Below are 21,780 nucleotides of genomic sequence, written 5' to 3' on the forward strand. Positions count from 1 at the left end.
TTAGCTTCCGCTTCTAGTTTTGCCTTAGCTTCCGCCTCTTGTTTTGCTTTTTGAGCAGCAATTTCTGCGGCTTTCGCTTTAGCCTCTTCTTCAGCTTGTTTTGCCGCAACAGCTAAACGTTTAGCCTCTGCATCTGCTTTTAATTTTGCAGCTTCAGCCGCTTGTTTAGCCTTAGCCTCTTCAGCTTGCTTCTGTTTTTCCAACGCTTCTTGACGAGCTTGCTCTTGTTGTTTTTTTATTTCTTGCTGACGTTGTTGTTCTTGCTGACGTTGCTGTTCTTGCTGACGTTGCTGTTCTTGCTGACGTTTTAACTCTTCTTGTCGTTGAACTTCTTGTTGATGCTTAATCTCTTCTTGATTAGGCTCAGGTGGTTTTTCTTCCACAACAGGTTCTGGGCGTTTTTGTTTATCCGCTTGCCCTTTTTTTTGTTGTTGAATACGCCCCCATTCCTGAGCAGCCGTACCCGTATCAACAATCACTGCCCCTATTACATCTCCTTCACCTTCTCCACCACCCATAATTTCAACAGTGTGATAAAGTGAACTTAAAATCAATAAGCCAAACAAGATAAAGTGCAAAAGGATAGAAATAGCAAAAGCATTGATTCCTTTCTTTTGTCGATTATTTTGCACGTGTTACCTACTTAGCTAAATGGGATTTGTCATTAAACCTACAGATTTAATGCCTGCAAGATGAAGTAAATTCAATGCCTTAATCACTTCTTCATAAGGCACTTCTTTAGCTCCGCCTACTAAAAATAGTGTATTATTATCCTTATCAAATTCCTGTCTAGATAATTGAGTAACCATTTCTTCTGTTAAACCTTCTTGACGTTCTCCGCCAATAGAAATCGCATATTTTCCAATGCCTGCCACTTCAAGAATGACGGGGACTTTATCTTCATTAGAAACCTCTTGGCTTTGCACAGAATCAGGCAATTCAACTTGAACGCTTTGACTAATAATAGGGGCGGTTGCCATAAAAATTAACACTAAAACTAAAAGCACATCCAAAAAAGGCACAATATTAATTTCAGATTTAATTGCTTTACGCTGACGACGAGCCATATATTCCTCTAAAATTTTAACTTATTTTTACCGCACTTTTTCTTCAAAGTGCGGTCAATTTTCCCTATTTTTAGTGAGGGGCTTTACCAAAGGCTTGACGGTGTAAAATCGTCGTAAATTCATCAATAAAATTACCGTAATCTTGTTCAATGGCATTCACTCGTAAGCTTAAACGGTTATAAGCCATTACTGCAGGAATTGCGGCAAATAAACCAATCGCAGTGGCAATCAAGGCCTCAGCGATACCTGGTGCCACCATCTGTAACGTTGCTTGTTTTGCACCACTTAATGCCATAAAAGCGTGCATGATACCCCAAACAGTTCCGAATAAACCAATATAAGGGCTAACAGATGCCACTGTGGCTAAGAATGGAACTCGGTTTTCCAAACTTTCAATCTCACGGTTCATCGCAAGATTCATCGCGCGCATTGTGCCTTTAATAATCGCTTCAGGTGCGTCTGGATTTACTTGTTTTAAACGTGAAAATTCTTTAAATCCCACGCAAAAAATTTGTTCGCTACCCGTTAATCCATCGCGACGATTAGATAGCCCTTCATAAAGTTTATTTAAATCTTCTCCTGACCAGAAACGATCTTCAAACGTACGTGCTTCTTTTAAGGCATTCGTTAAAATACGGCTACGTTGAATAATAATTGCCCAAGATATGATTGAGAAAGAAATCAAAATCACAATTACCAGTTGCACAACAATACTTGCTTTTAGAAAAAGATCTAAAAAATTCAATTCTGCAGTCATTGCATACTCCGAAAAATTATTTTAAGTGATGAAACGCCGCTTTAACTTCTTTGGGAAACGCCACAGGTTTCATCTTGCCTAGATCAACACAGGCTACCTTAACAGTAGCCTTTGATAACATCAGGGTGTTGCGCATCAGTCTCTGTTCAAAAAGGATTGTAGCCCCTTTTACTTCTGAAACCTCTGTTTCCACCATAAGTAAATCATCCAATTTTGCTGCCACGCAATAATCAATGGCGAGCGTTTTGACAACAAATGCGAGTTGTTGTTCCTCTAGTAAGGTTTGTTGCGTAAAATTTAATGTACGCAAATATTCTGTTCTTGCTCGTTCAAAAAAATGCAAATAGCGAGCGTGATACACTACGCCACCTGCATCAGTATCTTCATAATACACACGAACAGGAAAAGAAAAGCAATTATCCAACATATTCTCACCCAATTGGTCGCAATAAACCCTGTATTCTAGAACCAGTTTTTGGGATAAGCAAGCTATCTATGAAAAAACTCAATAAGATTTTATTCATTTTAAAACATCTAAAATTTTTACCGCACTTTTAGCCTGACTAGCAAAAGATAAGGTAATGACAAATCATTTTTAACCTTTCTCATTGAGCAAAAACCATTCAAAGCATAACCGTTCTTTAAAAATAGCCTCTATGTAATCTTAAACCACCAGTATTTTTTATTCTTGATATTTAGCGTTTCTATGCGACAATCTTCGCGGTTATTTACTTTAAAAATATGTTTTACTAGATGGATTACGAAAATCAAATTGCCAATATTTTCTCACTAAATGGCGAATTAAGCCAAAATATCAAAGGTTTTCGTCCTCGAGCTGAACAACTTGAAATGGCACATGCTGTAGGTAAAGCAATTCAAAATAAATCTTCTCTTGTAGTTGAAGCTGGAACGGGGACAGGAAAAACCTTTGCATATCTGGCGCCTGCTTTAGTTTTTGGTAAAAAAACCATTATTTCTACAGGATCTAAAAATCTTCAAGATCAGCTTTTTAATCGAGATCTTCCAGCTATTAAAAAAGCCCTTAATTTCACGGGAAAAATTGCGTTGCTAAAAGGTCGGGCAAACTATCTTTGTTTAGAGCGTTTAGATCAAGTGATTGCTCAAGGTGTGCTTGGAGATAAGTCTGTTTTAGCTGAATTAAGTAAAGTACGAAAATGGAACAATAGTACTAAAACAGGCGATTTCACAGAATGTATCGAGCTTGCAGAAGATAGCCCAATTATTCCTCAACTGACGAGTACAGCTGAAAGTTGTTTAGGCACCGATTGCCCTAATTATTCAGAATGTTATGTAGCAAGTGCGCGTAAAAAAGCATTAAATGCTGATTTGGTTGTAGTTAATCATCATTTATTTTTTGCTGATATGGCTGTGAAAGAAAGTGGTTTTGGCGAACTCATTCCAAATGCAGAAGTGATTATTTTTGACGAAGCTCATCAGTTACCAGATATTGCCAGTCAATATTTTGGTCAATCTTTAACATCACGCCAGCTTTTTGATTTATGCAAGGATATTAATATTGTCTATCGCACAGAACTCAAGGATATGCAGCAGCTTGGCACAACATCTGATACCTTACTGAAAGTGGTACAAGATTTTCGTTTATTACTGGGTAATGGGAGTAATGTTCGAGGAAATTGGCGTGAGCTTTACAGGCAAAGTGCGGTGAAAAAATCCTTTGAATTATTACAAGAGAAAATAGATTTTTTAGCTGAAGTAATTAAATTAGCACTTGGTCGTTCCCAAACTTTAGACAGTATTTTTGAGCGTGTTGAGTCCATTAAAATCCAACTCAAACGTTTATCAGAAACAAATATTGTGGGTTATTGTTATTGGTATGAAGGAAATGGTCGCCAGTTTGGTTTACATATTACGCCATTGACAGTGGCCGATAAATTTGGTGCTCAGCTCGAAGCGAAAGAAGCCGCTTGGATATTCACATCTGCGACATTAGAAGTGGGGGGAACTTTTAATCATTTCTGCCAACGTTTAGGCATTGAAAATGCGACACAAAAAATTTTATATAGTCCCTTTAATTATTCTGAGCAATCTTTGCTTTGTGTGCCTCGATATTTGCCGAATACTAATCAAGTGAATACATTAAATTCACTAGGCGAAATGTTATTACCCGTGATTGAAGCAAACAAAGGGCGTTGCTTTGTTCTTTGCACTTCCTATTCAATGATGCGTGGTTTAGCTGAATATTTCCGTGAAAAAAGTCATCTTTCGATTTTATTACAAGGCGAAACCTCAAAAGGCAAATTACTCGAACAATTTATAAAAGAAACGCATAGCGTTTTGGTGGCAACTTCTAGCTTTTGGGAAGGTGTAGATGTACGTGGCGATGCACTTTCTTTAGTCATTATTGATAAGCTTCCTTTTACCGCGCCAGATGAACCTTTGTTGAAAGCTCGCATTGAGGATTGTCGTTTACAAGGTGGCGATCCATTCAATGATATTCAAATTCCTGAAGCGGTAATTACCTTGAAACAAGGCGTTGGACGTTTAATTCGTGATATTACAGATCGTGGGGTTGTGATTATTTGTGATAATCGATTAGTGATGCGCAATTATGGCGAAACTTTTTTGAAAAGTTTACCTAACTCAAGTCGTACCCGTGATCTCAACAAAGTGATACAATTCTTACAAAATAAGTAAACGAGAATAATAATGCAAAATTTAACTTTATTGGCGTTGGACACCTCTACTGAAGCCTGTTCAGTCGCTTTATTGTATCGTGGTGAGAAAACACATATTAATGAACTAGCACAACGCACACACACTAAACGAATTTTACCTATGATCGATGAAATTTTGGCAAATTCGGGTTTAGGTTTAAATCAAGTTGATGCTTTAGCTTTTGGGCGTGGGCCTGGTAGTTTTACTGGTGTTCGTGTTGGTGCTGGGATTGCACAAGGTTTAGCGTTTGGTGCGGATTTGCCTGTCATTCCAATTTCAAATTTAACCGCAATGGCACAGGCGGCATTTGAATTACATCAAGCAGAAAATGTCGTTGCCGCAATTGATGCCAGAATGAATGAAGTCTATTTTTCTCAAGTAGTGAGAGAAAAAGTGCGGTCAGATTTTGGGGAAGTTTTTCAATGGCGAGAAATCATTAGCGAACAAGTTTGTTCTCCAGAACAAGCGATTAATCAGCTTCAAAATGATAACGCATTTAGAGTAGGGAGAGGTTGGGCTGCTTATTCTCAATTTACTGAAAAAAATCTAACTGGCTCAGATATAGAACTACCTAATGCCTTATATATGTTAGAACTTGCACGAGTAGAATTTTTGCAAAAACACACAATTTCAGCTTTAGAGATTGAACCGATTTATTTGCGAAACGAGGTTACTTGGAAAAAATTACCAGGACGTGAATAAGTTTAAATAACTGGAGGATAGAAAATGAAAGGAAAAATCACCTTATTTTTTACCGCACTTTGTTTTGGATTAACGGGCTGTATTGCACCACCAAAAGGGTTAGAAAAAGAGCGATTCTCAATTAATTCCTATCGCGAGATTTCTCCTCAGGATTTGACCTGTCATTGTAAAACAGTTCGACTTGGAGGAAAAATTGTCAATACTACCGTTTTAGCAAATCAAACAAAAATTGAAGTGTTAAGTTTACCCGTATCATCAATTTCAGGTAAACCATTTGTTGAATTGCAATCCGATGGTCGCTTTATCGTGTATTTCAACGGTTTTGTTGAGCCTGAAAATTTAAAAGAACGTTATATTACTGTAGGTGGTCAATTAGCAGGAACAGAGAAAGGCAAAATAGAACAAGCTGATTATACTTATCCTGTTGTTCAAGCGGATAAATACCGTATTTGGACACTCAGTACCATCTATGAGTATCCAACAGATGATTGGGATGAAGACGATGATTGGGGATTTTTTAGATGGAGACATCGCCCTTGGTATGTTCAGCCTGAAATTCACTATTATTTGAATTAAATGATAAAATCTTAAAGATTTTCCAACAAATTAGGATAAAAAATGGAAAAAATTTGGTTTCAAAATTATCCAGAAGGTTCTGAAAAATTTCTGGATACCTCAAAATATGAATCTATTTTGGATATGTTCGACAAAGCAGCACGCGAACATCCAGATCGCCCCGCTTACATTAATATGGGGCAAGTACTTACTTTCCGTAAATTAGAAGAGCGCAGTCGTGCATTTGCCGCGTATTTGCAAAATGAATTTAAACTTCAACGTGGTGATCGCGTGGCATTAATGATGCCAAATTTATTGCAATATCCTATCGCACTTTTTGGTATTTTGCGGGCTGGCTTAATTGCAGTAAATGTCAATCCTCTTTACACACCGAGAGAATTAGAGCTCCAGTTGCAAGATAGTGGTGCGGTAGCGATTGTCGTGGTATCAAATTTTGCTTCTACCTTGGAAAAAGTCGTTTTCAATACCAATGTCAAACACGTTATTCTTACCCGAATGGGCGATCAACTTTCTTTTGGTAAACGTACTTTAGTCAATTTTGTCGTGAAATATGTGAAAAAACTCGTGCCGAAATATAAATTACCGCACGCAGTAACATTCCGTGAAGTATTGAGTATTGGTAAATATCGCCAATATGTTCGTCCAGAAATATCGCGTGAGGATTTAGCCTTTTTACAATATACTGGTGGCACAACAGGTGTAGCGAAAGGTGCAATGCTGACGCACGAAAATATTATAACCAATGTCTTCCAAGCAAAATGGATTGCTGAGCCATTTATCGGTGATCATTCTCGCACTCGTTCAGCTCTATTTTAGCCTTGCCTCTTTATCACGTATTTGCCTTAACGGTAAACTGCTTATTATTTTTAGAGTTAGGTGTCACGGCGATCTTAATCACCAATCCGAGAGATATTGAAGGATTTGTGAAAGAGTTGAAAAAATACCGTTTTGAAGCAATCACTGGTGTGAATACCTTATTTAATGCGTTGTTAAATAATGAAAATTTCAAAGAAGTTGATTTTTCAGCTTTAAAACTTTCTGTAGGTGGCGGTATGGCTATTCAACAATCAGTGGCAACACGTTGGCATGAATTGACGGGCTGTAACATCATTGAAGGTTATGGAATGACGGAGTGTTCGCCATTAATCGCCGCTTGTCCGATTAATGTTGTGAAACATAATGGCACTATTGGTGTGCCAGTGCCAAATACGGATATAAAAATCATTAAAGATGATGGCTCTGATGCAAAAATTGGCGAAGCTGGCGAATTATGGGTGAAAGGCGATCAAGTAATGCGAGGTTATTGGCAACGACCAGAAGCAACCAGTGAAGTGTTAAAAGACGGTTGGATGGCGACTGGCGATATTGTCATTATGGATGAATCATATAGCTTACGCATTGTAGATCGTAAAAAAGATATGATTTTGGTTTCTGGCTTTAATGTCTATCCAAATGAAATTGAAGATGTCGTTATGCTGAATTACAAAGTGTCTGAGGCTGTGGCAATTGGTGTTCCTCACGCAGTTTCTGGCGAAACGATAAAAATCTTTGTGGTGAAAAAAGACGATAGCTTAACTCGTGATGAACTTCGCAACCATTGTCGTCAATATCTCACAGGCTATAAAGTGCCAAAAGAAATTGAGTTTCGAGACGAACTGCCAAAAACTAATGTTGGCAAGATTTTACGTCGGGTTTTACGCGATGAAGAGATCGCAAAACGTTCAAAACATTAATGTCAAAATGGGATAGCAATATCCCATTTTTGTTCTTTTCAAATAAAAAGTCACTATGATAAAAGAATGTCAAAATCCACCGCACTTTAGAGTCATTTCAGATAATGCTGCGCTATTAGAAGTTTGTAATTTGGCTCAGATGAAAAGTGCGGTCGCCTTAGATACAGAATTTATGCGTGTTTCCACTTATTTTCCTAAGTTGGGATTAATCCAACTTTATGATGGCGAGCGCGTCTCTTTAATTGATCCTTTAGCGATTACGGATTTTTCTCCTTTTATCGCATTGTTAGCCAATCCTAAAGTATTAAAAGTCTTACATTCTTGTAGTGAAGATTTATTGGTTTTCTTACAAGAATTTGATCAGCTTCCACGCCCAATGATTGATACGCAAATTATGGCGCGCTTTCTTGGGCTTGGCACATCAGCAGGATTGGCAAAATTAGCACAACAATACTTAAATGTAGAAATCGATAAAGGTGCAACTCGCACCAATTGGATCAAACGCCCCCTTTCTGATATTCAACTTCAATATGCCGCAGGCGATGTTTGGTATTTGTTGCCGCTTTATCATATTCTTGAAAAAGAGTTAGCGAAAACACCTTGGGAACAAGCAGTAAGAGATGATTGCGAACTTGTTCTTGCTAAAACGCATAAATTACAAGAGCGAGATTCAGAAAAAGCGTATTTAGATATTCCAAATGCTTGGAAATTAAATCCATTGGAATTGTCTCGTTTAAGAATTTTGGCACAGTGGCGACAAAACGTGGCAATAGAACGTGATTTAGCACTTTCTTATATTGTGAAATCAGAACATCTTTGGAAAGTGGCAAAGAATAATCCACGTAATACATCTGAAATGTTAGAAATGGGATTAACTGAAAATGAAGTACGTGTACGTGGTAAAAAGATTTTGCAATTACTTGCTCAAGCAAGACGTGTTTCTTCTAATGACTATCCAAAACCTATTGAACGTATTTCTGAAGATCCTCGTTATAAAAAAACAATTCGATTATTACAAGAAAAAGTGAATAGCTTAACACCAAAAGGTTTAACCCCTGAAATCGTTGCAAGTAAACGTACTTTGGAAGAATTAATTAAATGGGTTTGGAAATATGATTGTTCTCAAGATAAACTACCAAAGTTGCTGATTGGCTGGCGAAAACCTATTGGTGAAAAGTTAGTTGATGTACTTAAGTAGATATAAAAAAGCGTTGGGCAAATAGCTCAACGCTTTTCGTTTTTACTCGTAGAGTTTTTTCACTTGTTCAGGTGTCATCACTCGTTGGTATTTACTAAATTCTTTTGCCATATAGTAAGCACCAAAATTTGTTAAGTGATCTTGATCAGCGTACAAGTATTTTCCTTCTGCCATAACACTATCTTTTGGTAAATACTGTTGAGCATCTACCCAATAAACATTAGGAATATCTTTGACTAAATCGTGAATGATTTTGTTACTCGCATCAATATCGCCCATACGATGAATTGGCGTTAAATATTTTTCAAGCCCATAATTTTCTAATAAATAACCACGCAGCGGAGAACGACTTACTGAACTATTATTAGCAAAAACATATACGGGCTTTTGCATCGCTAGTTGTTTCACTGTGTTTTTAAAACGCGCTTTAAAGTCTGGTTCAATGAAAGTTTCGGGTCTAAAACGAGGTACTGGCTGTCCGCCCATTCTCAAGTCATAAAATGCTGAAATAAATATCGCTTTATATTGAGAATCTTTCTGCCATACAGATTGGCAATTAGGATCTAATTGATATTGTTCATTCACAATAAAGCTACATTCAAATTTATCTTTGAAAATATCTGCTTTCCAGCCTTCTTTATTTCCCACATAGTTTAGAAAAGCTTCTAAATGTGAAGAATGAGAATCGCCTAAAATAATGACCTTAGCAGGATAATGATTTTCATTAGAAACAGGAATTGATTGTTCAATGTGTTCTTTTTCAGCTCGTATTGTTTGTCTTTTATAAAGATTAAATCCTAAGAGTAAAAGAGAAGGAATAAAATAAATATAAAGAAAACTTTGTTTAAAGTTTAGTTTTGATTTTCTAATTGGCTGTTCGATTAAATAATAACTTAGAACTGAAAAAATTATTGTTAATACTATTACTATAGCGATAGATTGATTATTAATTTGTTTTTCGCCCGTTATATAATAAGCAAACGCAATAAAAATCCAATGATATAAATAAAGAGAATAAGAAATTTTTCCAATAAACACTATTGCTTTATTAGATAAACATAATTTAACGATGTTATTTTGTGATGTGGTATGAATAATTAATGCTGTAAAAATACAAGGGAGAATTAAAGTAATACCTGGAATATATGCAATATCATTATTCATTAAAAATAAGCAGGAAAATAATAGTAATGTACTTAAGATAGCCAGAATATTATTTACTTGCTTACTCAATTGAACCTTGTTTGAAAGATTATGATAAATTGCCAACAAAGTCCTACAAGTAATTCGGGAAATCTTAGGTTAGAGAGATAATAAATATTAGGCTGATGCAATACTTCTTTGTAAAAGTTAGCTGAAACAAAAGATGTCGCAAGTAAAATAAAAAACAAAATTAGCGTTATAATAAACAATACTTTAATTTCTCTAAATTTTTTATAAGCTAAAATGAGGATAAGTGGAAAAATAAGATAGTATTGTTCTTCTACGGCTAATGACCAAATATGTAATACAGGGTTTTCATTTGCACTTAAATCAAAATAACCTTGTGTTAATCCTAGATAGAAATTAGATAGGAATGCAATAGCTAATTCAATGGTTTTTCTTAATTTATTGAAATCATTATAAATAAAAATAACAGACGCAATGAAAGACACTAATGCCATCACTGTAATAAAAGCAGGATAAATTCGTTTAATACGTCGAGTATAAAATTGTTTAAGCGAAAAAGAATTCTGTTGAATTTCTGTGATAATAATACCCGTAATCAGAAAACCAGAAATAACAAAGAAAATATCCACCCCAAGAAAACCACCAGATAACCAGTTTTCATTAAGATGATAAATAATGACTGAAATAACAGCAATTGCGCGTAGTCCATCAATTTCTGGACGATATTTAATAGATGACATAATATTCCTTTAATAAAAATATAAACCGCACCTTTATTTCTGCGTCAAAAGTGCGGTTATTTTTTTATGTGTTTTTACACGTTGAATCGAAAGTGCATTACATCGCCATCTTGTACGATGTAATCTTTGCCTTCTAAACGCCATTTACCCGCTTCTTTTGCACCGTTTTCACCGTTGAATTGGATAAAGTCTTGGTAAGCGATAACTTCTGCTCGGATAAAGCCTTTTTCAAAGTCGGTGTGGATTACAGCGGCTGCTTTTGGTGCGGTTGCACCGACTGAAACTGTCCAAGCTCGTACTTCTTTTACGCCAGCAGTGAAATAAGTTTGAAGATTTAAAAGCGCATATCCTGCACGAATTACACGGTTCAATCCTGGTTCTTCAATGCCTAAATCTTGTAAAAACTCGACTTTTTCTTCATCGTCAAGTTCTGCAATTTCAGATTCAATCGCTGCACATACAGGAACAACAACAGCGCCCTCTTTTTCGGCAATTTCACGAACGCGATCTAAATATGGATTATTTTCAAAACCATCTTCATTTACGTTTGCGATATACATTGTTGGTTTTAACGTTAAGAAGTTGTAACTCTTGATTGCTTGCAATTCTTCTTTATCTAACCCAACAGAACGAATCATTCCAGCATTTTCAAGCACAGGAAGGATTTTTTCCATTACGGAAAGTTCAAATTTAGCTTCTTTATCGCCACCTTTTGCACGTTTTTGTAAACGTTGGATTGCTCGTTCACAACTGTCTAAGTCAGCTAAGGCTAATTCAGTGTTGATAGTGTCAATATCATCAAGTGGGTCAATTTTCCCTGCAACGTGTACAATGTCATCGTTTTCAAAACAACGCACTACGTGACCAATTGCATCGGTTTCACGAATATTTGCTAAGAATTTATTACCCAAGCCTTCGCCTTTGCTAGCACCTGCAACTAAGCCTGCGATGTCCACAAATTCCATCGTGGTAGGTAATATGCGTTCAGGTTTAACGATTTCTGCCAATGCGTCTAAACGTGGATCTGGCATTGGCACGACACCCGTATTTGGTTCGATAGTACAGAATGGATAGTTTGCGGCTTCAATGCCAGCTTTAGTGAGTGCGTTAAAAAGAGTAGATTTGCCGACATTTGGCAATCCCACAATACCACATTTGAATCCCATAATTTTTCCCTTATTTTGAGTAAAACGGTTGTAAAACTAACCGCACTTTTAAATTTTAAAACTGTTTAAACGATTGGTCGCTTTGACCATTCCATCTTTGAAAATCATTTCCACACAATCAGTGGCTTCATCTAGTACTTTTTCAAGTGCATTGCGATCTGCTGGCGATGGTTTATTTAAGACGTAACCTGCCACTAAATCACGATGGCCTGGATGCCCAATGCCAATGCGTAAACGGTAGAAATTATTGTTATTGCCTAGTTGTGCCACAATATCTTTTAAGCCGTTATGCCCACCATGTCCACCGCCTTGTTTGAGTTTTGCGATGCCAGAAGGTAAATCTAGTTCATCGTGAATAACCAAAATTTCTTCAGGTTTAATACGGTAAAAACTTGCCAATGCGCCAACTGCTTTACCGCTTAAATTCATAAAAGTTGTTGGCACTAAAAGGCGTACTTCTTTTCCATTCACTAAAGTGCGGGCAGTTTTTCCGAAGAATTTACTTTCTGGATTTAGTGAAACGTTAAAACGACGTGCCAAGCGTTCAATAAGCCATTCGCCTGCATTGTGGCGTGTATCTGTATATTTATCGCCAGGGTTGCCTAAACCAACAATAAGTTTTATTTCTGACATTTTTATTTGATGATGTAAAAAATAGTGGCGTATTGTAGCGAAAAAGCCTTAAATTCTCAATCTATAAGGCGGAAACAAAGAGGTAATTTATTGCGCATGATTTATCATTAAAAGTCACCGCACTTTTCCGTTATAATGGCTAAAATTTTTTAACAAAGAAGTAAAAATGAATCAGATTAACATTGAAATCGCTTATGCTTTTCCCGAACGTTATTATTTGAAATCTTTTCAAGTTGATGAAGGAATCACCGTGCAAACGGCGATTACGCAATCAGGGATTTTAAGCCAATTTCCAGAGATTGATTTGAGCACAAATAAAATTGGGATTTTCAGTCGTCCAATAAAATTGACTGATGTATTAAAAGAGGGCGATCGTATTGAAATTTATCGTCCATTACTTGCTGATCCGAAAGAAATTCGCCGTAAACGTGCAGCAGAGCAAGCTGCAGCCAAAGACAAAGAAAAAGGAGCTTAAAAATGACCGCACTTTCATCCGTTGATTTTTGTTTACCTGAACATATCACGCCAGAAATTTTTCTACGTGATTATTGGCAGAAAAAGCCACTTGTAATTCGGAACGGTTTGCCTGAAATTATTGGGCAGTTTGAGCCACAAGATATTATTGAGCTCGCGCAAAATGAAGATGTGACAGCTCGTTTAGTGAAGACATTTTCTGATGATGATTGGAAAGTTTTTTTTAGCCCTTTAAGCGAAAAGGATTTCCAACAATTGCCAGAAAAATGGTCGGTGTTAGTTCAAAATTTGGAGCAATGGTCGCCTGAATTAGGGCAACTTTGGAACAAATTTGGCTTTATTCCTCAATGGCAACGTGACGATATTATGGTGTCTTACGCGCCGAAAGGTGGCTCCGTTGGTAAGCATTATGATGAATATGATGTATTTTTAGTGCAAGGCTATGGTCATCGTCGTTGGCAAGTGGGTAAATGGTGTGATGCAAGCACTGAATTTAAACCCAATCAATCGATCCGAATTTTTGATGATATGGGCGAATTAGTCATTGATGAAGTGATGAATCCAGGGGATATTCTCTATATTCCAGCCCGTATGGCGCATTATGGCGTGGCTGAAGATGATTGTTTAACCTTTTCTTTTGGCTTGCGTTATCCAAATTTAAGCAATTTGATTGATGGCATAAGCAAAGGTTTTTGTCATCAAGATCCTGATTTGAATTTAAGCGAGTTTGATTTACCGCTACGTTTAAGCCAGTCTGTACAAGCTACAGGTAAACTTGCAGATGAAAATATTCAAGCGATGAAACAGCTTTTATTGGATAAATTGGCTAATTCAAAAGCTTTTGATACGTTATTTAAACAAGCCGTAGCAAGTGCGGTAAGTTCTCGTCGTTATGAGTTATTGGTTTCTGATGAAATGTGCGATCCCGATGAAGTGCGGTCAATTTTAGAAGAAGATGGTGCATTCCTTTCTCAAGACAACAATTGTAAATTGCTTTACACCGAAAATCCGTTGCGAATTTATGCGAACGGCGAATGGTTAGATGAACTTAATATAATTGAGAGCGAAGTATTAAAACGCTTGTCTGACGGCGAAAGTTTAGATTGGGTATTTCTATCTAATTTAGTGAATGAAACCGAAGATCCCGAAACTTCAATGGATTTGTTGTTGGATTCCATTTGTAACTGGGTTGATGATGGGTGGGCGTTAATTGAATAATATGTCAGACAATATTTATTCCGTCTCTCAACTGAATTCTGCCGCGCGTCAGATGTTGGAGGGGCATTTTTCCCAAATTTGGCTAACGGGGGAAATTTCCAATTTTACCCAACCTGTGTCTGGGCATTGGTATTTAACGCTGAAAGATGAAAATGCACAGGTGCGTTGTGCAATGTTTCGTATGAAAAATTTGCGTGTAGCTTTTCGTCCGCAAAATGGAATGCAAGTGCTTGTGCGTGCCAATGTGAGTTTATATGAGCCTCGTGGCGATTATCAACTTATTATTGATTCTATGCACCCTGCAGGCGAGGGATTATTGCAACAGCAATTTGAAGCGTTAAAAATGAAGTTGGCAGCGGAAGGTTTATTTGCTCAAAATCTCAAGAAAAATCTACCGCACTTTAGTAAAGCAGTTGGGATTATTACCTCTTCTACAGGAGCTGCATTGCAAGATATTTTGCATATTTTGGCACGCCGTGATCCAAGTTTAAAAGTTATTATTTATCCCACTGCGGTTCAGGGCAAAGAGGCGACTGCAGAAATTGTGCAAATGATTGAACTTGCTAATGCGCGACAAGAAGTGGATGTATTAATTGTGGGTCGTGGTGGTGGTTCATTAGAAGATCTTTGGTGTTTTAATGAAGAAGAAGTGGCGCGAGCGATTTTTCGTTCAACCTTACCCATTATCAGTGCGGTGGGACACGAAACAGATGTGACGATTGCCGATTTTGTTGCAGATCTTCGTGCGCCGACCCCTTCTGCTGCGGCTGAATTAGTTAGTCGTAATCAAGATGAATTATTGCAACAACTTCGCCATCAACAGCAACGTTTAGATATGGCATTTGATCGTTTATTTACGCGAAAAAGCCAGCGTTTGAAACAGCTTGCCTTACGATTGCACAATCAACATCCACAGAATCAGCTACGCGCTCAACAAGCGAAAAATGAACAGCTTGCGCATCGTTTGCAACTTGCTATGTTACGTCAGTTTGAAAATACACAACAAAAATTGACCGCACTTTCTTCTCGTTTGAAACAAAATCCATTGCCATATCGAGTGCAACGTCACCAACAACGCTTAGAGCAGTTGCAAGTGCGATTAAATTTTTGCGTAAATCGCCAAGTGACGGAGCGTCAAAATAAACTGGCAACGTTATGCGGAAAATTGGATGGTTTAAGCCCGTTGAAAGTATTGGCAAGAGGTTATTCCATTGCGGAAAACCCACAAGGAAAAGCCATTGTTAGCGTGAAAGATGTCAATCAAGGGGATTTCATTACAACCCAAGTGGCTGATGGAAAAATTATGAGTAAGGTTTTGTAGGATGCTTATTTTGTAAAAATGGAGTAAAACATTATCTTACGAAAAAAGAATGCCGTGATTATTGAATAAATTATCACGGTATTTTATTTTGTGACTCACTTCAAACTTTCAACAAAAAGTGGAAACCTTCTATTTTTTTTGTAGTCTTTTAAGCGTATGATTTTGCGTGCAGTTTTGGAGAAAACAGATGTCAGAAATTCAACATTTTAGCCAACAAGATATAGAAATATTGGGCGAACAAACTTTGTATGAGGGTTTTTTCACACTCAAACGAATTCAATTTAAACATAAGCTTTTTGCTGGGGGGCAAAGTGGCGTCGTAACCCGAGAATTACTGATTAAAGGTGCCGCCTCAGCAGTTATCGCTTATGATCCAAAAGAAGATTCTGTGATTTTAGTCGAACAAGTTCGTATTGGTGCGGCTTATCATCCAGAATCTAATCGTTCGCCTTGGTTACTCGAATTAATTGCAGGTATGGTGGAAAAAGGCGAAAAGCCAGAAGAAGTTGCTTTGCGTGAGAGTGAAGAAGAAGCGGGAATTCAAGTCAAAAATTTAACGCATTGTTTAAGTGTGTGGGATAGCCCAGGTGGCATAGTGGAGCGGATTCATTTATTTGCAGGCGAAGTGGATAGCTCACAAGCAAAAGGCATTCACGGTTTGGCTGAAGAAAATGAAGACATTAAAGTGCACGTAGTAAAACGTGAACAGGCGTATCAATGGATGTGCGAGGGGAAAATTGATAATGGCATTGCAGTGATTGGATTGCAGTGGCTTCAATTAAATTATGCTCAGTTACAACAAAGTTGGAAACGTAGTTAGGGGGCATTAATGAAAAATACGTTTGTTTATCAGGCGGAAAAGCCTGTTATAAAGTTATTACAAATTACCGATCCCCATTTATTTAAAGATGAAAGTGCGGAATTATTGGGGGTAAATACACAAGCAAGTTTTGCTCAAGTATTAAAGGAAATTCAGCAAGAAAATAACGAATTTGATGTAATTCTTGCTACAGGTGATCTTGTGCAGGATAGTAGCGATGAAGGTTACACTCGTTTTGTAGAAATGATGAAACCTTTCAATAAACCTGTGTTTTGGATTCCAGGAAATCACGACTTTCAGCCTAAAATGGCGGAATTTTTAAATCAGCCACCAATGAACGTGGCAAAACATCTTCTATTGGGCGAACATTGGCAAGCCTTATTGTTAGATAGCCAAGTTTACGGTGTACCACATGGGCAACTAAGCCAGCATCAACTCGATTTATTAAAAGAAACCTTAGGAAAAAATCCAGAACGTTATACGTTGGTTGTATTACACCATCATTTATTACCAACTAATTCCGCATGGCTTGATCAACATAACCTTCGTAATTCTCACGAATTGGCAGAAGTGCTTGCGCCTTTTTCCAATGTGAAAGCTATTTTATATGGGCACATTCATCAAGAAGTAAATAGTGAATGGAATGGTTATCAAGTAATGGCAACACCAGCGACTTGTATTCAATTTAAACCTGATTGCCAGTATTTTTCTCTTGATACCTTACAGCCTGGTTGGCGTGAAATTGAGCTACATTCAGATGGTTCAATTCGTACCCAAGTGAAACGTATTCAGCAAGCGGAATTTTTGCCGAATATGCAAGAAGAAGGGTATTAAATTTTGTGGACGTTTTAAAAATCGTTTTTATAGTGCGTATTTTTAAAACGTCCACTATTCTAACCCAATAAAAGTGCGGTCAAATTTTTAATTGTTTTTAACGATTCGCCAGTTCAAAAATCATCGCTTCTGCTTGGCAACTAAAAGTGAAAGAAGCATTTAATTGAACGCCGTTTTCAACTGCCACGATTTCGCTTTTAATTTCGCAAGGATCGCTTTCTGTATTGCGTGCTTTCTTCATTAATCGTTCAAGCGCAGCATTGGCATCAGCTTCAGTGCTATAAAATTGATGTACTTCTACGCTACAGTCAGAGCCATCAATAATCGTGCCTACATCAACACAGCTACAAGTTAAGGATTCTTCTGCTTTGCATTTTACGGTCATTTTCTTTTCCTTATATGAATATTTTGGTGCATTTTATCATTTTTCTTGTTCCCCATAAATGACAAAAATTCAACAAAACAATCCATTAAATGCAAAAAGCTCCTGCTAACTAGTCGTAGCTCTAATAAAAATAAGGAATAGAGTTGCACTCAATAGATTCGGGCTTTATAATTGCCCAGATTTTTATTTATAACAAAGGGTTCCAAATGAAAAAATTTAATCAATCTCTATTAGCAACTGCAATGTTGTTGGCTGCAGGTGGTGCAAATGCGGCAGCGTTTCAATTGGCGGAAGTTTCTACTTCTGGGCTTGGTCGTGCCTATGCAGGTGAAGCGGCGATTGCAGATAATGCTTCTGTCGTGGCAACTAACCCAGCTTTGATGAGTTTATTTAAAACGGCACAGTTTTCCACAGGTGGCGTTTATGTTGATTCTAGAATTAATATGAATGGTGATGTAGCTTCTTCTGCTATAGTAAGTCCGAGAATGATATCAACAAAGGACGGCTCAGCTTCAGCGCGTAATGTTGTTCCTGGTGCTTTTGTGCCAAATCTTTATTTCGTTGCGCCAGTGAATGATAAATTCGCGCTGGGTGCAGGAATGAATGTCAATTTCGGTCTAAAAAGTGAATATGACGATAGTTATGATGCTGGTATATTTGGTGGAAAAACTGACTTGAGTGCTATCAACTTAAATTTAAGTGGTGCTTATCGAGTAACAGAAGGCTTGAGCCTAGGTTTAGGGGTAAATGCGGTTTATGCTAAAGCCCAAGTTGAACGGAATGCTGGTATTATTAAGGATACTGTTAATGATAGCCAAATAACATCAGTACTCACAACACAGCCAGAACTATTAAGAGATATTGGTAAGAATTTGACCTCTAAAGACAAATCTGTTGTGTCATTACAAGATAGAGCAGCTTGGGGCTTTGGCTGGAATGCAGGTGTAATGTATCAATTTAATGAAGCTAACAGAATTGGTTTAGCCTATCATTCTAAAGTAGATATTGATTTTACTGACCGCACTGCCACTAGTTTAGAAGCAAATGTTATCAAGGCAGGTAAAACAGGTGATTTAACCCTTACATTGCCAGATTACTTAGAACTTTCTGGTTTCCATCAATTAACTGACAAACTTGCTGTGCATTATAGTTATAAATATACCCATTGGAGTCGTTTAACAAAATTAAACGCTAGCTTCGAAGATGGTAAAAAAGCGTTTGATAAAGAATTACAATACAGTAATAACTCTCGTGTTGCATTAGGGGCAAGTTATAACCTTGATGAAAAATTGACCTTACGTGCAGGTATTGCTTACGATCAAGCGGCATCTCGTCATCAGCGTAGTGCTGCAATTCCAGATACCGATCGCACTTGGTATAGTTTAGGGGCAAGCTATAAATTCACGCCGAATTTATCTGTTGATCTTGGCTATGCTTACTTAAAAGGCAAAAAAGTTCACTTTAAAGAAGTAAAAGAAATAGGTGCCAAAGGTGGTACATTGACAATCAATACAACTGCAAATTATACTTCTCAAGCACACGCAAATCTTTACGGCTTAAACTTAAATTATAGTTTCTAATCCGTTAAAAAATTTAGCATAATAAAGCACACTTCCACAGCAAGTGTGCTTTTTTTATAAAAACAAGGCAAAAATGACCGCACTTTATTACACTTATTACCCCTCGCCAGTGGGACGGCTTTTGATTTTATCTGACGGCGAGAGCATTACGCATATTGATTTTGAAAAAGAGCAATATGCGCCTAATCCAAAATGGCAAAAGCAAGATGAATTGCCTGTTTTTCAAAAAGTGCGGTTAGCTTTTGAACGATATTTTAATGGGGAAATTGAGCGTTTTTCTGAGATTCCCTTAAAACCAGAAGGCACTGCGTTTCAACAAGCCATTTGGCAAGCCTTGCGAGAAATTGATTATGGCGAACTTTCAACTTATGGCGAGCTGGCGTTACGGATTAATAACCCGAAAGCTGTTCGTGCCGTGGGAGGCGCGGTAGGTAGTAATCCGATTAGTATTATTATTCCTTGTCACCGCATTTTAGGCAAAGACCGAACTTTAACTGGCTTTGGTGGTGGCTTAGAGGCAAAACGTTTTTTATTACAGCTAGAGAAAATTCCCTATATTGATAAAGGCACTGAAAACACGAAGCCACGCTTTTTTAAGAAATATCACGAATGATTCCACAAACCCTTGAACAATTGCTTTCCCAAGCGCAATCAATTGCAGGCTTAACTTTTGGGGAGTTAGCGGATGAACTGCATATTCCTGTTCCGCCAGATTTAAAACGTGATAAAGGCTGGGTGGGAATGTTATTAGAGCGCGCTTTAGGTGCAACGGCAGGGAGTAAAGCCGAACAGGATTTTTCTCATTTAGGTGTTGAGCTTAAAACATTGCCAATTAATGCGGAGGGTTATCCGCTTGAAACCACCTTTGTGAGCCTTGCCCCGTTGGTACAAAATTCAGGGGTTAAATGGGAAAATTCCCACGTTCGTCATAAACTTTCTTGTGTACTTTGGATGCCCATTGAAGGCAGTCGCCATATTCCATTGCGTGAACGCCATATCGGTGCGCCAATTTTATGGAAACCAACTGCTGAACAAGAACGTCAATTAAAACAAGATTGGGAAGAATTGATGGATTTAATTGTACTTGGCAAATTGGATCAAATTACTGCTCGAATTGGCGAGGTTATGCAACTCCGTCCAAAAGGGGCAAATAGTCGTGCTGTGACAAAAGGCATAGGAAAAAATGGCGAAATTATAGATACCTTGCCTTTAGGTTTTTATCTAAGAAAAGAATTCACCGCTCAAATTTTGAACGCATTTTTAGATGTAAAGCCACTTTAACTTGATTTTAATACTCGTCAAAAACACGGAAAAAACCGACCGCACTTTTTAGCTCGTTGCCGTAAAAAATTAAGGGAATTCGATTTCGTTCCCAAGGTGGTACGCCTAATTCTTGCCAGATTTTTTTTATATCTTCTCTTGGGCGTTTCGGATGATGTTTAACTTTGCCCGAATAGCCAAAGCGAATAGAAATAGGCAAGTCCGTTTTTTCTAGCGTCACAGAAAAATCCTGCCAGTGGAAAATCAGATTATGTTCATTTTCTTGAACACTGAGATTGCCTAAATCATCAGGTAAACTTAGCGTGTTTTGTTCTAATTTTAGGCAGTATTTGGTTAGATCAGAAAACGGCTTAGTTAAATATAAACGATCTTGATAACGTCGAATGATTTTATTTACAAGCTGAAATTGAGGATTTGCCTCTTCTTTTGCAAAAACAACATCATTAATAAGTTGTGTAAGTTGGCGTTTACTTGGCATTTCAAGTTGGTTTTCCGCAAGCCACATACGCAAAAGTGCGGTTTGTTTTGCGAGAGAATATTTGCGGAACTGGCACAGTTTAAATTGGTTTTTAATTTGACAATGTTCTGCAAAGGCTTCACTCAATAAATCATTAATTAGCTGTTGTTGCTCAAAACAATGTTGTGCGGAACGTTGCACGGCTAAATCAAAATAAGCCCAGCGTGCACGTAATTCTGGCAAGATTTCATTGCGTAAGAAATTGCGATCAAATCGATTATCTTTATTACTTTCATCTGTAATCCAGTTGAGTTTTTCTTTTTGCGCATAATCTTCTAACTGTGGGCGAGTAAAGCCTAACAAAGGGCGTAAAATTTGCATTCCGAATAATACACTTTGTTGTTGCATTGCGCCTAAGCCTTGTAGCCCACTGCCACGTTTTAGGGCTAAGAAAAAGGTTTCTGTTTGATCGTTTAGATGATGTGCCGTAACCAGCATTTCTTGTGTTTGAAGATGTTTTTTTATGGCTTGATAGCGTGCTTCACGTGCGCCAGCCTCAATGCCATTGGTTTTATCTACTTGTACTCGCTCGATAATCAATGGAATTTGAAATTGATCGCATAAGTCTTGGCAATGTTTAGCCCAACTGTCGGCATTGGGGCTTAATCCGTGATGGATATGGATTGCTCGTAAAGATAAAATCTGTAAGTGCGGTTGTTTTTGACAAAGTTTTGCAAATAAAGAAAGAAGTACAGTGGAGTCCAAACCACCACTCAAGGCGATAAGAAATGCTTGAGCGGTGGCTTTTTGGAGTTGTTTTTCAATGTCTGAAAGTAAATCCATTAGGCAACTTTTTCAGCTTTATAATTGCTGCTTGGATTGAGAATTTCAAAACGTGCGGCAATGGTTTGTAATTCGTAAGAACCTAGTTCAAAGGTGGTTTTCATTGTGTTTTCTCCTTTGTTGTATAT

General features: G+C 37.5%; 20 protein-coding genes and 3 pseudogenes. 13 read left to right on the forward strand and 10 right to left on the reverse strand.

The genetic code is table 11. The features are described 5' to 3' along the window. The 4 genes from tolA to ybgC all read right to left on the reverse strand — a co-directional run. Positions 1-632 (reverse strand): cell envelope integrity protein TolA (gene tolA / locus HMPREF2644_RS08115; protein WP_070828382.1); only part of this gene is annotated, 632 nt, incomplete at its 3' end. Positions 633-647: 15 nt separating this feature from the next. Then, positions 648-1,067: a colicin uptake protein TolR gene (gene tolR, locus HMPREF2644_RS08120; protein ID WP_005649190.1), complete on the reverse strand. Its 420-nt coding sequence runs from the start codon at positions 1,065-1,067 to the stop codon at positions 648-650. 70 nt (positions 1,068-1,137) lie between these two features. Beyond that, complete coding sequence (gene tolQ, locus HMPREF2644_RS08125) at positions 1,138-1,824, reverse strand: protein TolQ (RefSeq protein ID WP_005649191.1); 687 nt, start codon at positions 1,822-1,824, stop codon at positions 1,138-1,140. A 16-nt stretch (positions 1,825-1,840) separates the two neighbouring features. After that, on the reverse strand, positions 1,841-2,251 hold the full coding sequence (gene ybgC / locus HMPREF2644_RS08130) for a tol-pal system-associated acyl-CoA thioesterase (RefSeq protein WP_005649192.1): 411 nt from the start codon (positions 2,249-2,251) through the stop codon (positions 1,841-1,843). Between the two features lie 326 nt (positions 2,252-2,577). Here ybgC and HMPREF2644_RS08135 point away from each other — a divergent pair, with 326 nt between their 5' ends. From HMPREF2644_RS08135 to rnd, 5 genes and pseudogenes are all read left to right on the forward strand, one after another. Next, positions 2,578-4,500 carry a DNA repair helicase YoaA gene (locus HMPREF2644_RS08135; RefSeq protein ID WP_070828383.1) on the forward strand — a complete coding sequence of 641 codons (1,923 nt, stop codon included), beginning with the start codon at positions 2,578-2,580 and terminating at the stop codon, positions 4,498-4,500. A 12-nt stretch (positions 4,501-4,512) separates the two neighbouring features. Then, entirely contained in the window at positions 4,513-5,223 is a 711-nt protein-coding gene (gene tsaB, locus HMPREF2644_RS08140; protein ID WP_050838644.1) for a tRNA (adenosine(37)-N6)-threonylcarbamoyltransferase complex dimerization subunit type 1 TsaB, read from the forward strand. A gap of 24 nt (positions 5,224-5,247) precedes the next feature. Continuing rightward, positions 5,248-5,799 carry a Slp family lipoprotein gene (locus tag HMPREF2644_RS08145; RefSeq protein ID WP_005652218.1) on the forward strand — a complete coding sequence of 184 codons (552 nt, stop codon included), beginning with the start codon at positions 5,248-5,250 and terminating at the stop codon, positions 5,797-5,799. 42 nt (positions 5,800-5,841) lie between these two features. Beyond that, positions 5,842-7,532, forward strand: a pseudogene (gene fadD / locus HMPREF2644_RS08150) (long-chain-fatty-acid--CoA ligase FadD). A gap of 55 nt (positions 7,533-7,587) precedes the next feature. Then, complete coding sequence (gene rnd / locus HMPREF2644_RS08155; protein WP_070828384.1) at positions 7,588-8,730, forward strand: ribonuclease D; 1,143 nt, start codon at positions 7,588-7,590, stop codon at positions 8,728-8,730. A gap of 42 nt (positions 8,731-8,772) precedes the next feature. Here the strand turns inward: rnd and HMPREF2644_RS08160 are convergent. The 3 genes and pseudogenes from HMPREF2644_RS08160 to pth form a co-directional block, all read right to left on the reverse strand. Continuing rightward, a pseudogene (locus HMPREF2644_RS08160) lies at positions 8,773-10,640 on the reverse strand (acyltransferase family protein). A 74-nt stretch (positions 10,641-10,714) separates the two neighbouring features. Then, positions 10,715-11,806 carry a redox-regulated ATPase YchF gene (ychF, locus tag HMPREF2644_RS08165; RefSeq protein ID WP_070828385.1) on the reverse strand — a complete coding sequence of 364 codons (1,092 nt, stop codon included), beginning with the start codon at positions 11,804-11,806 and terminating at the stop codon, positions 10,715-10,717. 48 nt (positions 11,807-11,854) lie between these two features. After that, on the reverse strand, positions 11,855-12,439 hold the full coding sequence (gene pth, locus HMPREF2644_RS08170) for an aminoacyl-tRNA hydrolase (RefSeq protein ID WP_070828386.1): 585 nt from the start codon (positions 12,437-12,439) through the stop codon (positions 11,855-11,857). Between the two features lie 166 nt (positions 12,440-12,605). On the opposite strand from pth, the gene HMPREF2644_RS08175 reads away from it, so the two are divergent. The 5 genes from HMPREF2644_RS08175 to cpdA all read left to right on the forward strand — a co-directional run bounded on the left by HMPREF2644_RS08175 (position 12,606) and on the right by cpdA (position 17,106). Beyond that, complete coding sequence (locus HMPREF2644_RS08175; protein WP_005649214.1) at positions 12,606-12,914, forward strand: RnfH family protein; 309 nt, start codon at positions 12,606-12,608, stop codon at positions 12,912-12,914. 2 nt (positions 12,915-12,916) lie between these two features. Next, complete coding sequence (locus tag HMPREF2644_RS08180) at positions 12,917-14,131, forward strand: ribosomal protein uL16 3-hydroxylase (protein WP_070828387.1); 1,215 nt, start codon at positions 12,917-12,919, stop codon at positions 14,129-14,131. Between the two features lies 1 nt (position 14,132). Then, positions 14,133-15,452, forward strand: coding sequence for an exodeoxyribonuclease VII large subunit (xseA, locus tag HMPREF2644_RS08185; protein ID WP_070828388.1), 1,320 nt, complete (start codon positions 14,133-14,135; stop codon positions 15,450-15,452). 187 nt (positions 15,453-15,639) lie between these two features. Next, positions 15,640-16,272, forward strand: a complete 633-nt coding sequence (nudF, locus tag HMPREF2644_RS08190) for an ADP-ribose diphosphatase (RefSeq protein ID WP_070828389.1) — start codon at positions 15,640-15,642, stop codon at positions 16,270-16,272. A gap of 9 nt (positions 16,273-16,281) precedes the next feature. Next, on the forward strand, positions 16,282-17,106 hold the full coding sequence (gene cpdA / locus HMPREF2644_RS08195) for a 3',5'-cyclic-AMP phosphodiesterase (RefSeq protein ID WP_065245028.1): 825 nt from the start codon (positions 16,282-16,284) through the stop codon (positions 17,104-17,106). Between the two features lie 97 nt (positions 17,107-17,203). Here cpdA and HMPREF2644_RS08200 read toward each other — a convergent pair whose 3' ends face one another. Further along, a complete protein-coding gene (locus tag HMPREF2644_RS08200; protein ID WP_012055013.1) occupies positions 17,204-17,491 on the reverse strand; it encodes a YfcZ/YiiS family protein in 288 nt (95 codons plus the stop codon). Between the two features lie 206 nt (positions 17,492-17,697). On the opposite strand from HMPREF2644_RS08200, the gene HMPREF2644_RS08205 reads away from it, so the two are divergent. From HMPREF2644_RS08205 to mutH, 3 genes are all read left to right on the forward strand, one after another. Beyond that, positions 17,698-19,071 carry a porin gene (locus HMPREF2644_RS08205; protein ID WP_012055014.1) on the forward strand — a complete coding sequence of 458 codons (1,374 nt, stop codon included), beginning with the start codon at positions 17,698-17,700 and terminating at the stop codon, positions 19,069-19,071. A gap of 73 nt (positions 19,072-19,144) precedes the next feature. Beyond that, the gene (locus tag HMPREF2644_RS08210; protein ID WP_012055015.1) at positions 19,145-19,684 is read left to right on the forward strand and encodes a methylated-DNA--[protein]-cysteine S-methyltransferase; all 540 of its coding nucleotides are present in this window, start codon (positions 19,145-19,147) and stop codon (positions 19,682-19,684) included. Continuing rightward, the gene (mutH, locus tag HMPREF2644_RS08215; protein WP_012055016.1) at positions 19,681-20,352 is read left to right on the forward strand and encodes a DNA mismatch repair endonuclease MutH; all 672 of its coding nucleotides are present in this window, start codon (positions 19,681-19,683) and stop codon (positions 20,350-20,352) included. The genes HMPREF2644_RS08210 and mutH overlap by 4 nt, the downstream gene beginning before the upstream one ends. 7 nt (positions 20,353-20,359) lie before the next feature. Here the strand turns inward: mutH and tilS are convergent, their stop codons facing one another. Together tilS and HMPREF2644_RS09175 are read right to left on the reverse strand one after the other, a co-directional pair. Continuing rightward, the gene (gene tilS / locus HMPREF2644_RS08220; protein WP_012055017.1) at positions 20,360-21,652 is read right to left on the reverse strand and encodes a tRNA lysidine(34) synthetase TilS; all 1,293 of its coding nucleotides are present in this window, start codon (positions 21,650-21,652) and stop codon (positions 20,360-20,362) included. Further along, positions 21,652-21,759: pseudogene (locus HMPREF2644_RS09175) on the reverse strand (pyridoxal kinase); the annotation flags it as partial. The gene tilS and the pseudogene HMPREF2644_RS09175, both read right to left, overlap by 1 nt. Positions 21,760-21,780: the final 21 nt, after the last annotated feature.

Origin of the sequence: Haemophilus sp. HMSC071C11 (assembly GCF_001837655.1) — a bacterium.
In the GTDB taxonomy this organism is placed as follows: Bacteria; Pseudomonadota; Gammaproteobacteria; order Enterobacterales; family Pasteurellaceae; genus Haemophilus; species Haemophilus influenzae.

Bases quoted from the DNA above. Each gene is read 5' to 3' on its own strand.
- ychF (WP_070828385.1), bottom strand. From the start codon at position 11,806: ATGGGATTCAAATGTGGTATTGTGGGATTGCCAAATGTCGGCAAATCT.
- HMPREF2644_RS08210 (WP_012055015.1), top strand. From the start codon at position 19,145: ATGACCGCACTTTATTACACTTATTACCCCTCGCCAGTGGGACGGCTT.
- mutH (WP_012055016.1), top strand. From the start codon at position 19,681: ATGATTCCACAAACCCTTGAACAATTGCTTTCCCAAGCGCAATCAATT.
- tilS (WP_012055017.1), bottom strand. From the start codon at position 21,652: ATGGATTTACTTTCAGACATTGAAAAACAACTCCAAAAAGCCACCGCT.
- tolQ (WP_005649191.1), bottom strand. From the start codon at position 1,824: ATGACTGCAGAATTGAATTTTTTAGATCTTTTTCTAAAAGCAAGTATT.
- HMPREF2644_RS08205 (WP_012055014.1), top strand. From the start codon at position 17,698: ATGAAAAAATTTAATCAATCTCTATTAGCAACTGCAATGTTGTTGGCT.
- HMPREF2644_RS08180 (WP_070828387.1), top strand. From the start codon at position 12,917: ATGACCGCACTTTCATCCGTTGATTTTTGTTTACCTGAACATATCACG.
- tolR (WP_005649190.1), bottom strand. From the start codon at position 1,067: ATGGCTCGTCGTCAGCGTAAAGCAATTAAATCTGAAATTAATATTGTG.
- pth (WP_070828386.1), bottom strand. From the start codon at position 12,439: ATGTCAGAAATAAAACTTATTGTTGGTTTAGGCAACCCTGGCGATAAA.
- cpdA (WP_065245028.1), top strand. From the start codon at position 16,282: ATGAAAAATACGTTTGTTTATCAGGCGGAAAAGCCTGTTATAAAGTTA.
- HMPREF2644_RS08145 (WP_005652218.1), top strand. From the start codon at position 5,248: ATGAAAGGAAAAATCACCTTATTTTTTACCGCACTTTGTTTTGGATTA.
- tsaB (WP_050838644.1), top strand. From the start codon at position 4,513: ATGCAAAATTTAACTTTATTGGCGTTGGACACCTCTACTGAAGCCTGT.
- HMPREF2644_RS08200 (WP_012055013.1), bottom strand. From the start codon at position 17,491: ATGACCGTAAAATGCAAAGCAGAAGAATCCTTAACTTGTAGCTGTGTT.
- rnd (WP_070828384.1), top strand. From the start codon at position 7,588: ATGATAAAAGAATGTCAAAATCCACCGCACTTTAGAGTCATTTCAGAT.
- xseA (WP_070828388.1), top strand. From the start codon at position 14,133: ATGTCAGACAATATTTATTCCGTCTCTCAACTGAATTCTGCCGCGCGT.
- ybgC (WP_005649192.1), bottom strand. From the start codon at position 2,251: ATGTTGGATAATTGCTTTTCTTTTCCTGTTCGTGTGTATTATGAAGAT.
- HMPREF2644_RS08135 (WP_070828383.1), top strand. From the start codon at position 2,578: ATGGATTACGAAAATCAAATTGCCAATATTTTCTCACTAAATGGCGAA.
- nudF (WP_070828389.1), top strand. From the start codon at position 15,640: ATGTCAGAAATTCAACATTTTAGCCAACAAGATATAGAAATATTGGGC.
- HMPREF2644_RS08175 (WP_005649214.1), top strand. From the start codon at position 12,606: ATGAATCAGATTAACATTGAAATCGCTTATGCTTTTCCCGAACGTTAT.